General features: G+C 36.6%; 14 protein-coding genes. 2 read left to right on the forward strand and 12 right to left on the reverse strand.

The window, feature by feature from the left end; translation table 11 throughout:
• Positions 1-34: 34 nt before the first annotated feature.
• Complete coding sequence (gene rpmB / locus LQE94_RS02050; RefSeq protein WP_022076443.1) at positions 35-220, forward strand: 50S ribosomal protein L28; 186 nt, start codon at positions 35-37, stop codon at positions 218-220.
• A gap of 353 nt (positions 221-573) precedes the next feature.
• On the opposite strand, the gene LQE94_RS02055 is transcribed toward rpmB, so the two are convergent.
• The 11 genes from LQE94_RS02055 to LQE94_RS02105 all read right to left on the reverse strand — a co-directional run bounded on the left by LQE94_RS02055 (position 574) and on the right by LQE94_RS02105 (position 10,672).
• Complete coding sequence (locus tag LQE94_RS02055) at positions 574-963, reverse strand: GerW family sporulation protein (RefSeq protein ID WP_022076445.1); 390 nt, start codon at positions 961-963, stop codon at positions 574-576.
• Positions 956-1,909, reverse strand: a complete 954-nt coding sequence (locus LQE94_RS02060) for a DUF2953 domain-containing protein (protein ID WP_240576881.1) — start codon at positions 1,907-1,909, stop codon at positions 956-958. The genes LQE94_RS02055 and LQE94_RS02060 overlap by 8 nt, the downstream gene beginning before the upstream one ends.
• A 3-nt stretch (positions 1,910-1,912) precedes the next feature.
• A complete protein-coding gene (locus LQE94_RS02065; RefSeq protein WP_022076447.1) occupies positions 1,913-2,257 on the reverse strand; it encodes a hypothetical protein in 345 nt (114 codons plus the stop codon).
• A gap of 19 nt (positions 2,258-2,276) precedes the next feature.
• Positions 2,277-3,626 carry a penicillin-binding transpeptidase domain-containing protein gene (locus LQE94_RS02070; protein WP_118723809.1) on the reverse strand — a complete coding sequence of 450 codons (1,350 nt, stop codon included), beginning with the start codon at positions 3,624-3,626 and terminating at the stop codon, positions 2,277-2,279.
• A 37-nt stretch (positions 3,627-3,663) separates the two neighbouring features.
• Positions 3,664-5,082: an FtsW/RodA/SpoVE family cell cycle protein gene (locus LQE94_RS02075; RefSeq protein ID WP_118723721.1), complete on the reverse strand. Its 1,419-nt coding sequence runs from the start codon at positions 5,080-5,082 to the stop codon at positions 3,664-3,666.
• Between the two features lie 37 nt (positions 5,083-5,119).
• The gene (locus tag LQE94_RS02080; protein WP_240576882.1) at positions 5,120-7,537 is read right to left on the reverse strand and encodes a U32 family peptidase; all 2,418 of its coding nucleotides are present in this window, start codon (positions 7,535-7,537) and stop codon (positions 5,120-5,122) included.
• Between the two features lie 75 nt (positions 7,538-7,612).
• Positions 7,613-8,023 carry a cell division protein ZapA gene (gene zapA / locus LQE94_RS02085; protein ID WP_022076451.1) on the reverse strand — a complete coding sequence of 137 codons (411 nt, stop codon included), beginning with the start codon at positions 8,021-8,023 and terminating at the stop codon, positions 7,613-7,615.
• A 69-nt stretch (positions 8,024-8,092) separates the two neighbouring features.
• The gene (ruvB, locus tag LQE94_RS02090) at positions 8,093-9,085 is read right to left on the reverse strand and encodes a Holliday junction branch migration DNA helicase RuvB (RefSeq protein ID WP_022076452.1); all 993 of its coding nucleotides are present in this window, start codon (positions 9,083-9,085) and stop codon (positions 8,093-8,095) included.
• Positions 9,086-9,171: 86 nt separating this feature from the next.
• Positions 9,172-9,783, reverse strand: a complete 612-nt coding sequence (gene ruvA / locus LQE94_RS02095) for a Holliday junction branch migration protein RuvA (RefSeq protein WP_118723723.1) — start codon at positions 9,781-9,783, stop codon at positions 9,172-9,174.
• Positions 9,784-9,805: 22 nt separating this feature from the next.
• Positions 9,806-10,300, reverse strand: coding sequence for a Gx transporter family protein (locus tag LQE94_RS02100; protein WP_118723724.1), 495 nt, complete (start codon positions 10,298-10,300; stop codon positions 9,806-9,808).
• Positions 10,301-10,315: 15 nt separating this feature from the next.
• The gene (locus LQE94_RS02105; protein ID WP_118723725.1) at positions 10,316-10,672 is read right to left on the reverse strand and encodes a NusG domain II-containing protein; all 357 of its coding nucleotides are present in this window, start codon (positions 10,670-10,672) and stop codon (positions 10,316-10,318) included.
• 139 nt (positions 10,673-10,811) lie between these two features.
• On the opposite strand from LQE94_RS02105, the gene LQE94_RS02110 reads away from it, so the two are divergent.
• A complete protein-coding gene (locus tag LQE94_RS02110; RefSeq protein WP_118723726.1) occupies positions 10,812-11,780 on the forward strand; it encodes an FAD:protein FMN transferase in 969 nt (322 codons plus the stop codon).
• A gap of 74 nt (positions 11,781-11,854) precedes the next feature.
• On the opposite strand, the gene LQE94_RS02115 is transcribed toward LQE94_RS02110, so the two are convergent.
• Positions 11,855-12,664 (reverse strand): RnfABCDGE type electron transport complex subunit B, encoded by an 810-nt coding sequence (locus tag LQE94_RS02115; RefSeq protein ID WP_186864869.1) that lies wholly within the window; start codon positions 12,662-12,664, stop codon positions 11,855-11,857.
• Positions 12,665-12,669 lie beyond the last annotated feature (5 nt).

Consider the following 12,669-nt stretch of genomic DNA (forward strand, 5'->3'; position numbering starts at 1 on the left):
ATAGACTATTTCAAATTGTTAGGAGGTGTTTGTGATGGCTAAATGTGCTATTTGTGAAAAGGGTGCTCACTTCGGAAACAACGTAAGTCACTCTCATAGAAAATCACCAAAAATGTGGAAATCAAATGTAAAGTCTGTTAGAGTTCAGACTGAAGGCGGAGCTAAAAGAATGTACGTATGTACATCATGCCTGAAATCAGGACGCGTAGAACGTGCTTAATTTAAGTATCGTTTTCAGACAGAGCGGATTGTAAATGACCGCTTTACAGACACGGATTAAAAAAGACTCAGTATTCTCTTTGAATATTGAGTCTTTTCTTTTTTCTGTCAAGCATATGATCAAACAGATTACTGTTCAATAACCCTTTTTGGTTTCTTATTTACAGAATAATATATATCCCGCTATCATAAATCCAAGAAACAGCATTATACGAAAAAACAAAGTCTCTGGCATCATCCATGCGATTACCATCCCTATTGCTGCACAAAAAAATGCAAACCCTATCACTCGTTTCATTCTATTCCATCTATCATATCCACTTCTTATTTATGCTTATGCAGTTCTTTCTGTCTTTATTCTGCATCATCCAACATTTCTGCAACGTCTTCTTCTGTTACAGTGTCTTCTTTTCTTGTTGTAAATTTATCTAAAATTCCAGGTACCATATCAAGCAATTTTGTCATCGTATCTTGATTCTTAATATTTACCAATCGTGTTGTTCCATCTTTAATCACCAGCACAGCACTTGGTGTGATTTTTCCACCAATACCTCCACCGGTTCTTTCTTTCTTATCGTTATCAAATGCACCGGCACCAAGTCCAAACGAAACATCTAAGAGCGGAAGTATTGTCACTCCATCTGTATGAATTGCCTCTCCTACTACTGTCTTTGAAGATACTACTCCATCCATCCCCTTAAACAAAGCACCTACTGTATCTTTAAAATTATTTGTATCAGCCATTTTGTACTCCTCCTTCATCAAAACTGAATTTCCTAATATCTCCAATTGTTATTCTGACATTTTTTGTCCAAATAAGATTCCATGCCATCTTTACGATACTCGAGATTCTGATTTTTCCTTTTATAAATAATCTTCCATCCAAAACAGACTTTTCAAAATCCGGACTGATATTTAGATATTCTCCAATCAACGGATATATCATTCCCAGCACTGCTAAAACTTTCCCTGTCAAATCAGGCTCTTCAAATCCAAAATGGATATCTCCCTCTACTTTTTTGGGGCAATATTTTTTCAACAATTTCTTTAATTCACAAATAAGCTTTTTTAATGCTGCCACGTGTGTCTCTTCTGTTATAAATGCCATTAAGATATTCTTTTTTTGAATAAGTAATTTTATCTTATCACAAACCTTTTGAACTGTACACCTAAGTGTCCGCAATTTAGAGACTGCTCTTTCATAAAGACTTGATTTTTTTTCTTTTTTTGACTTGATTTCAGCTTTTTTTTCTGAAGTAGTCTCTTCTTGCACATGCTCTTCCTTTGTTTCTGACACCACAGCCTTCGGCTTGTGGATTGGTTGTTCTCCCTCTTTTTCTTCCATAGCAGTCAATATTTTATCATTATCTGATTGTAGTACATCGCTCTTCTTTACATTTTCTTTTTTTACATCTGTTGTTTCGGCAATATTACTTTTTTGTATCCAGGCAATTCGTATTTTCCAGGTAAATTGCTCTTTTTTGTAATTTATCTCTCCCGAAATCAGATGAAACAGATACGTAAATGACCCATGAACATCAAGATTTTTTATTTCTTTATCACATTTGCCTCTTGCCTGATAACAAAATGGTGATAACAATACTGTAATAAGCATTAAAGCAAGTAACACGATAATTCCCAGTATCAGATACCCTATTAACTTTAATATAAACAGGATTACATGGAGCATTTTTCACCCTCTGCTTTCTTCAAATCTTCTTTGTTGTTCTACTATATACGCCCTAATCTCTACACCACCAGTTTTTTCAACTGTGTCCTGTGTGATACATTCAACAAGACTCATTGCTGATGTATAATCTTCGGCTATCCCAACAATAAATATTGTCTCATCATCATAAATTCCTTGTTGTAACAGCAGAGAAGAATATATATCAAGATGATTCTGTTCTCCCTGTGCCAATGTAATCAAGTAAAAAGGTGTTTGAAATTTCCTTTCCATTAATTTTTTCAGCACTTGATTCTTCTTTTTTTCAAATCGTTCACTAACATATAAGTCACAAAAACATCTAATCTGCATTCTTTTCCCTGCTCTTTCATTATCTGTTATAGTATGAATCCAAAATCTGCTTTGCTATCGGCACTGCTTTTGCACCACTGTTTCCATCATATCCTTCGATAATAACACTGATCACCAACTCTGGATTATCTACATTGGTAAAACCAACAAACCAAGAATGGGTTTTTTCACCATCATCCATACTGTACTCTGCTGTTCCGGTCTTTCCGGCAACCGTATAAGAGCCATAATTCAAATCCATTCCGGTTCCTTCTTCTACTACCGCACGCATATATTCTTTAAGCTGAGCCGCTTCATCTGAAGTCATAAGCTTTTTATAACTCTTTGGTACATTTTTACTAATTTCATTACCAGTATGGTTCGTCACTTTATCAACCAGATATGGGCGCATCAGTGTTCCTCCATTCGCCACTGCTGATGTGATAAGTGCCATGTGATAAGGACTGACCAGGGTGTTTCCCTGCCCCATCGCTGTCATCATTATCTCTGCTTCTCCGGTATTCTCATCCACCGCAAAAGAACTCTTAGAATAATCCAATACCGATGGAAGTTTTTTATTAAACAATAATTCCTCCGCTGTTTGTCTATAAGATGTTTTATTTAATGACAACCCTATATTTGCAAAAGAGGAATTACATGAATTTGCAAAAGAGCTTCTTAAATCTTCCAGCCCATGAACAGTACTTGCAAAACAATGAATTGTAGTATCTCCCCAAGTAATAGCTCCCTGACAATCATATGTATAATTTGCATAATCTGGATTTTCTCTCATAAACTCTAACGCCGTTACAATTTTAAATGTTGATCCCGGAGCATATGCTCCCTGCGTCACACGATTTAAAAGCGGACTATTATCACTATCCGAATTCAAATAATCCCACTCTGTTTCAATCTGATTCGGATCAAAAGTCGGTTTTGACACCATTGCCAGTATCTTTCCTGTAGCTGGCTCCAAGACAACTACCGCACCTTTATTGTCTGCAAGTGCATCATATGCCGCTTGTTGAAGCTGGGCATCCAACGTTGTTACAACTGTATCTCCGATATTTTTTGTGTCCTGAAACTCATTTCTAATCTTCTCCAAGAAAAATGCATTCGATGTTAAAAGTTCGAAATTTTCTACTGATTCCAATCCGGTTTTTCCAAGACTGGAATCATACCCTATAACATGTGCAAATACATCTCCATATGGATACACTCTCGATTCATTTCCCGCTTCATCCGTTTGCGTTTCTGCAAGCACAACTCCATTCTTGTCTGTGATATTGCCTCTGACTACCTGTTGTGCAAAATTATTCTGTCGTTCATTGTGTGGGTTGTTCACAATTTTCTGTGCACGCACAAGATTAAAATAAACAAGATATCCCATCAACGCAAGGAACAACAATACAAAAATATACGTAACTCTAGCGAATTCTTTGTTTCGGGACTTCTTCGAATTTTGTTTTGTTCTTTTTGGACGTTCTTCCCGTTTCATTTCTTACTACTCTCTCTTTTCTTGCTCTTTTTAATTCTCTTTTTTCAACTTCATCTTCTCTGACTATGTACAAACCTTGTATGATACCAAACATAATCATTGTACTTAACATGGAACTTCCACCATAACTTACCAATGGCAGTGTAACTCCTGTAGAAGGAATAAATTTCGTTACTCCTCCGATCATCAAAAACACCTGGAAAATGTAGCAGGTTCCCAATCCCAGTGCAACCAATTTATAAAATTGATTTCTAATTTCCATTGCAATATTTAAAAACATAACATAACAGCTTACACAAATCAAAATCATACATAACGCATAAATCAGCCCCATCTCCTCGGCAATCGCTGCGAATATAAAGTCAGACTCTGCTACCGGTATCAAATCCGGACTTCCCTGCATCAGTCCCATTCCAAACCAGCTGCCGGTACCAATCGCAAATAATGACTGTGCTACCTGATACCCGCCCTCGTTATATGAAGCGAACGGATCCTTCCATACAGATACTCGTACTTTAATATGTGCAAACAAACGATATCCCAGCATAGCTGCAACACTTCCTGCACCAATTCCTGCTATTGCATACAGTGGTTGTCTTGTTGCCACATACAGCATAACCAGATATACGACAAAGAAAATCAGTGCTGCTCCCAAATCTGTTGATAAAACTAAAATAAGTACGTGTGCTGCCGCAATTGCTGTTGTAATCAAAACATTTTTAAAGTCTGTTGATTTTTGCAAACTCGCTGCAACAAAAAACACAAACAATATTTTTACAAATTCTGATGGCTGCACTCCAAATCCTGCAATCGTAAATCCTAATTTTGCACCTCCGGAAGTTGCAGCAAACACTGCAACAAGACATAAAAGTGCAAATCCTACACCCGCATATATATATGTCCAATCTATCAATGTCTTCATCTTACGAATAATAACCGGAACAACAAGTCCAATCACCGCACCTACAATTGCATAAATAAACTGTTTTACTGCATCTGCAAACTCCAGTCTTGTGATCATGATTAATCCAATACTGATCAACATACACATATTGTTTACAATCAAACTGGATACATTCGGATAGATAATCCGATACAATACGATTACTGCAATAAAATATACAACCTGACATCCGTAAAAAACAATTAGTTTCTGTTCTCCTGTTTTTAAATACATAACCATATAAGCCATAAAATGTATTAAAAACATTAATATATTCTGACGAATCAGAATGTGTCTTTCGCTCTCTTCGTATTCTTGTACAAAGATAGAAAAGCACGAAAATGTATATGCAGTCATCAAAAATATAATAATATATTTTGAAAGTTCTATTATAATATTAACCACTTTTCCACCTACCTAATAATAATCTTTTCTAAAATTTTCAAGAAACTCCTCTTCTGAAATGTCCTCTCGTAATAGAATCCTTTTGTGAAAACAGCTCTCCCTTTTCGTCACTAAACATGCTATTACATTGGTTCAAAATTTGCTTCACTTCGTCTCTGTTTTCTATTGAAAACTGAATGCGATACCGTTCTGCATTCAATTCTTCCAAATCTTCTTTCAGGTCTATCAGATACAGTGGCGCTGTATTATAAATTACATTATAACAATCTCTACACTGATTTTTGACCGGAAATTCATTCTGATACCGATCCTTTAACATCGTGATCTTACAATCTTTTTTACACCCGTGAACCGTAGATGTCACGCACTGGGCTGTCACCATTGCCGGAATATACCCGTATACAATCATCTCATCCTGTTTTGAATCCAGGTTTACAATTTCGCTTTTATTTAATTCAACCGGTATTGTACCATAAGTAATACCCTGCTTTTTCCAGAATTGCTTTGCAAATCTATTCATAATATATAAATTATAATCCAAACGAATGTTGCCCGAATAATTTTTTGATTTTAAAAACTGATATTCTTCCATGCTTCGAATCAACATTCCATCAAAGTATCTTGTCAAAATGCTGTCATATGCCTGTTCAAAAATCTCTATCGTCTGATTTCGAAAAATACGTGGCATTGCTAAAAATACTTCTATATTCTTTTTATGAATCCTGTCCGATATTCCATTCCATAGTTCCGCATCTAATCCTGTTGTATCAAGATTACTGTCAACATAGATACATGCAACTGAATTATCATTTTCTAAAACTGCTTCTAATTGTTCTTGTGTCTCAACCAAAACAGACAGCTTATTCTCTTTCTTACTAAATTTCACCGATACTGTATCCAATATTTCTTCTTGTAAAACTTTCTTTTCGGCTGTTTTTCTATGAAAAGAATCCTGTATCTTTTTTTCTAATTCTTCTAACGCTTTTCGTCTCATTTCATTAAGTTGCTGCATCGGAAGAAAGACTTCCCCATGTAATTCGACATCTAACATATCAAACGCAAATTCCGTATTTCCTGTTTTCTGTAGCTGCTTTTTTATTCGCTCTTCATCAAGTGGACGGCTGCTTGCTGCTTCAACTTGTTGTTCCGATTCTACTTCTACGCTATATTCATCTTTACAAACTACTAATTTTGCTGCTTTTCCTGCTTCCATTGAAATGTATCCATAAAGTTTTTCGATTACCTTTCCTTTTGAATACATTATCTCTAAAGTATTCAGTAATTCCGGACTCTGAACACGATATAAAACTTCACCCGCAGGCAGTCTCATTCCTTTTGGCGCAAGAATTGTTATCACTTCTCCCTGCTTACAAGATTTTCCAGTGGTATAACGCTGTGCCTCATTTTTAAATTCAATCAAATCACCTGCAGCTATATCAGTCAGAGCTCTCATCTGAACTTCTCTTCCTTTTTGAGAAAGCACCGCCCCGACTTTAACTCCAATATGATTCGGCTTTTGAATTGTAATCATATTACGACCATTTTTCTGTTTATAATATCCGGTGTGAAACCCGCCTCGGTTAAACAAATCCATCAGCATCTCTTTGTCTTTATCATCCACCAAATATGGTTTTTGAGGATTTTTCAGATATAAATCTACATATTTACGATATATTGATGTTACACCGGCAACATACTCCGGACGTTTCATTCGACCTTCAATTTTAAAAGAATCAATCCCTGCCTCAATCAAATCCGGAATGATATCCAAAGTACAAATATCTTTTAAACTAAGTAGATATCCTTTTTCTCCATCTACTGTATAAGGAAGTCTGCAAGGTTGAGCACATTGCCCTCTATTTCCGCTCCGCCCTCCGATCAGACTGCTAAGCAAACACTGTCCGGAATAGCAATAGCACAATGCTCCATGTACAAAACATTCCATCTCCATACCTGTTACAGATTTTATATTACGAACTTCTTCCAATGAAATTTCTCTCGCCGGAACAACACGCACTGCCCCGTTTTCTTTTAAAAATTGTGCCCCATTTACTCCGGTAACCGTCATTTGTGTACTTGCATGTATGTCCATATCCGGGAAATATTGCCGCACTACATTTAAAACTCCCATATCCTGAACAATTACTGCATCCAGCCCTCTTTGATAAAGCGGTTCCAGATATTCCGGAAGCTGTTCAATTTCATAGTCCTTCAACAAGGTATTTACTGTAAGGTAAAATTTTCTCTGATGTAAATGTGCATAATCAATTGCATTTAAAAGCTGATCTTCCGTAAAATTCTCAGCAAATGCCCTTGCACCAAACTTCGGTCCGCCGGCATAGACTGCATCCGCTCCGGCCACAATCGCTGCATGAAAGCTTTCGTAGGAACCCGCCGGTGCAAGAATTTCTATTTTTCTGTCTTGATTTTTATTTAAATCATACTTTAAATTCATATAGACTCCCTTTTCTATATCAATATATGGTTGATATATTAAATAGGCTGTCTGAACCAGACAGCCTACTATATTTTACTTTCTGTGATTCTTCATCTCAGTTTCCAATTTTACAATCTGCATCTGCAGATCATTATTCTCTTCTTTCATCTTCGCCAGTTCTTTTTCTGCATTCTCCAGCTTAATCTGAACAGAAATCAACTCATGTTTTAAATCATACATCTCTTTATCTTTCAGTTCAATATCACTCTCCAGCGAATCGCCCTGTTTTTTTGCTTTAAAATAATCATCTGCAATATTCAGAGCAAGGAGCACATTTCTTGTATCTGCACTCTGTTTTCGATATCCTTCACTGTTCGTGCATTCTGTAATTTTATGGTTCAGATAAGAAGATACTTTTTGTAAATACTCTTCTCCCTCAAATCCACTTAACGTATATACTTTTCCACCTATTAAAACTTCTGTAAAATGTTTTGCTGAACTCATAGCTTCCTCCTTGCGTTTCTTCATTGCTATTATAAACTATATAAACACAAAAACCAACCATTTTTTAAATTATATCTCAATCCCAAGATGTTTATATGCCAACTCCGTCACAACTCTTCCTCTCGGAGTTCTCTGTATAAATCCATTTTTCAAGAGATATGGTTCATATACATCTTCCAGTGTTCCCGCATCTTCTGCTATAGATGCAGCCAAAGTTTCAAGTCCTACCGGTCCACCTTGGAATTTTTCAATCATTGTAAGTAAGATCATTCGGTCTATGTGATCTAGTCCATACGTATCAACATCTAACAAATTCAGTGCGTAATTTGCCACTTCCTCTGTAATCACTCCATCATATTTTACTTGTGCAAAATCTCGTACTCGTTTTAATAAACGATTAGCAAGACGCGGAGTTCCTCTTGAACGCTTTGCCAACTCCACAGCTCCGCTTTCTTCTATTTCAACTTCCAACACCTTTGCTGAACGCAATATAATCGTAGTTAATTCTTCTTCTGTATATAATTCCAGATGATGAATAACTCCAAAACGATCTCTCAAGGGTGCTGTTAGCATTCCTGCTCTTGTTGTTGCACCTACTAATGTAAATTTAGGAAGATCTAAGCGGATAGATCTTGCTGATGCCCCTTTTCCGATCATGATATCAATTGCATAATCTTCCATTGCCGGATAAAGAACTTCTTCAACCTGCCGATTTAATCTATGAATCTCATCAACAAATAAAATATCATTTTCTTGCAGATTATTCAGAATTGCTGCCATCTCTCCAGGTTTTTCGATAGCAGGACCAGATGTAATCTTTATATTAACACCCATTTCATTTGCAATAATACCAGCAAGTGTTGTCTTTCCAAGCCCCGGAGGACCATAAAATAACACATGATCTAAGGCGTCTCCACGTTCTTTTGCTGCTTTAATATAGATCTCCAGTGTTTTCTTTGCTTTTTCCTGACCAATATAGTCTTTCAAATACTGTGGCCTCAAATTATTTTCTATTTTTATATCTTCTTCCAGATTTTCCGTTGTAATAATTCGTTTTCCCATATTATCCCTCTGTCATTGCTTTTGCCGGTATTTAGATTTTGACCAGTGCTTATATGTGCTTTGGTAATATAATAACATCAGCCGTTCTAAAACAAATTTTTAAGTGCCGCCTTCAACACATCCTCAACTGTCTCGCATTTTGCTGATACTTTCTTGACCGCCCGAAGACTTTCCGTACTTCCATACCCAAGCGCAACCAATGCCTGAACCGCTTCTGATTGGATTTCACTTGTACCGCCTGATGTATTTGACTCCTGAAAGCCATCCCCATTCGCCTTGTTTTCTAATACTTCTTCTAAATTCAATTTGTCTTTCAATTCAATGATCAACTTTTCTGCCGTCTTCTTCCCAATTCCAGGTGCTGCTGATATCGCTTTTGCATCCCCAGACAGCACTGCAAATCGAAGATCATCTGCTGATAAACTTGATAGAATATTTAATCCGCCTTTCGGACCTATACCACTTACTCCTATAACTAATTTAAAAATTTCCAAATCATCTCTCGTGCAAAATCCATATAACTGCATCGCATCTTCACGCACATTCAGATAGGTGTGAATTTTTACTTCTTCGCCAATTGACGGTAAACGTCCCATTGTCTGTTCCGGCATATAAATTCCCCATCCTACACCATTCACATCCACCACTATTTTATCTTTCTCAACTGCTACCAATTCTCCTCTTATATAAGAAATCATATAAATAGAACTCCTTTTTCCTCTATTCAAAACAAATGTTCCTGATACGCTTTAAAACTTCTTGTGATACAACTCCTATTCCCAATCCGGTTAAAACACCTGCTACAAGTAACACAGGGAAATAATATCCCACTTGATATGTCTCAACCACCAGCATAGCAACAATGAGCTGACCTACATTATGACTCACACCGCCAGCTACACTGACTCCAATTACACTAAAGCCGCCTTGCTTCTTTAACAGCGTCATAATTCCCAGACTTAATACACCTCCGGCAATGCTATATAAAATACTTGATAAATTACCAAATAAAAAACCTGAGAGCATAATTCTAACAATTGAAAGTAATAAAGCCTCCTTAGCACTGCCTTTATAAAGCATAATTACGATCATTATATTAGCAAACCCCAATTTAATACCGGGAACTCCAAATCGAATAGGTATCATAGTTTCAATGTAACTAAACATCAAAGCAAGTGCCGTAAAAACACCAAAATAAGCCACTCTGTTCTTCATATTGCCAGCCTCCTTCTAGTTCGTTACAGCATCTAATTCTTTCTCTTCTCCACCAACAATCGACACAACTACTTTATTAGGCAGACAAATAATGCTTTCGCCTTCTTTCGAAATAGCTTTCTGCCTTACACATATCTGATCCGGACAATCTGCACTTTCCATCTGTGCCCTCCCGTCTTTTATCATTAATACATTCGAATCTTGTATAACAATCTTTTGTTCCTTGGAAAGATCATAAGTACCATATATTTTGCCGGCCACATATACTTCTGCTTTTCCCTGTATTGTCCTGCCGCTTGTTATATGTAGGACAAAAAAAATCCCTGCAATCGCAAGAATCACAGTAATCAATATCCAATCTTTTTTCTTCATACTCTACCTCTTGCATACCATCATAGCACAGCATTTTCAGAAATGCAACCACATGTTCGATTGTATAACCTTCTGTTTTCCGTTATAATAAAGTGTATTTTTTATATTATACAATAAAGAAATAGAATTTGAGGTGCATATGAAAAAATATATCGCATTGTTACTTACTTTTTTTACTTTTTGTTCGATTTTGGGTTGTACTTCGCCAAAAAAAGAGGAACTTATTCAAGTATCTGGTGTTTATTTTGATACCGTCATTCAAATCCAGGCATGGGATGCAGCCCCTGATGTGTTAGAAAACTGCAAAGAAATGTGTCAGGAATATGAAAATAAATTCAGCACAGAAATTCCAACAAGTGAAATTGCTCAGATTAATTCCGCACATGGAAATCCTGTCAATGTATCTGATGAAACCATCGATATTCTAAAAACTGCTTTGTATTACTGTAAACTTTCAAATGGGAAATTTGATATTACAATTGCTCCTGTCAGTAAACTTTGGGACTTTAATGGTGAACACAGTGGAACACTACCAAACAACGAAGACATTTCCAATGCATTAACTCATGTAGGGTATCAAAATATTGTCCTCAATGGCAATTCTGTAACATTATTAGATCCAGAAGCACAAATTGACTTAGGAGGAATTGCCAAAGGATATATTGCTGATCGTTTAAAGGAATATTTACTCAGTATGAACGTCCATCACGCCTTGATTAATCTAGGAGGAAATATTTTGGCAGTAGGCAATCGTTACGATGGACAGCCTTTTCATATCGGAATCCAAAAACCTTTTGACAAACAAAATGAACCTATCACACAACTTGAAATTACAGATAGGTCCGTTGTATCTTCCGGTAATTATGAACGCTATTTCAAAGTAGGCGACACCATTTACCATCATATACTGGATACTTCTACCGGTTATCCATGTCAAAATGATCTTTATCAAGTAACTATTATTTCTGACAACTCTGTAGATGGCGATGCCCTTAGTACGACCTGCTATGCTCTTGGCTACGAAGATGCCTCTAAATTAATCAAACAGTTAGATAACATAAAAGCTATTTTTATTACATCTGATTACAAACTTCTTACAGTAGAATAATAGAAAGAATAAAAGTCTTTACCTTATATGGCAAAGACTTTTTTATTCTTTCTATTATTTTAATTACAAATCTATTAAGATACCGGAATTTTTCTCGGAACAATGACTTTTCGTGGACATTTATCTGCACAAACTCCGCAATTAGTACATTTAGATGCATCAATATGTGCCAGGAAATTTGTAACTGTTATAGCTCCTGCTTCACAGTTTTTCTCACACAGCTTACATCCAATACACCCTACTGCACAGACATCCATCAGGGCTTTTCCTTTATCATTAGAATTGCACTGTACAAATGTCTGCTGTTTGTATGGAACAAGTTCAATCAATTTTTTTGGACATGCAGCAATACATTTTCCACATGCCTTACATTTTTCTTTATCTACCACTGCAATTCCATTTACAATATGGATTGCATCAAATGGACATGCCTTCACACAGTTTCCAAACCCAAGACATCCGTAATCACAGCCTTTTGGTCCGGCATCCTGCATCATATTAACCATAACACAGTCTCTCACTCCATGATACTCATACTCATCTTGTGCTTTCTCGCAAGTTCCCGCGCATTTTACAAATGCTGTCATTTTTTCCTGTCCGTCTGCTGAAACACCCATGATTTCACCTATCTTGACTGCAACCGGAGAACCACCAACAGGACATCCGCTTACTTCTGCCTCTCCTGCTACAATTGCTGCTGCAAGACCTGAACATCCTGCATACCCGCAACCACCGCAGTTATTTCCCGGGAGTACACCGAGAATTGCTTCTTCACGTTCATCTACTTCAACGGCAAATTTTTTCCCAGACACTCCAAGGAAAACACCGATGAACAATCCTGTTCCGCCGACAATAACGGCTGCCAGTATAATACCTGTAATCATATTTT

The organism is Mediterraneibacter sp. NSJ-151 (assembly GCF_022487435.1).
Lineage (GTDB): Bacteria > Bacillota > Clostridia > Lachnospirales > Lachnospiraceae > Schaedlerella > Schaedlerella hominis.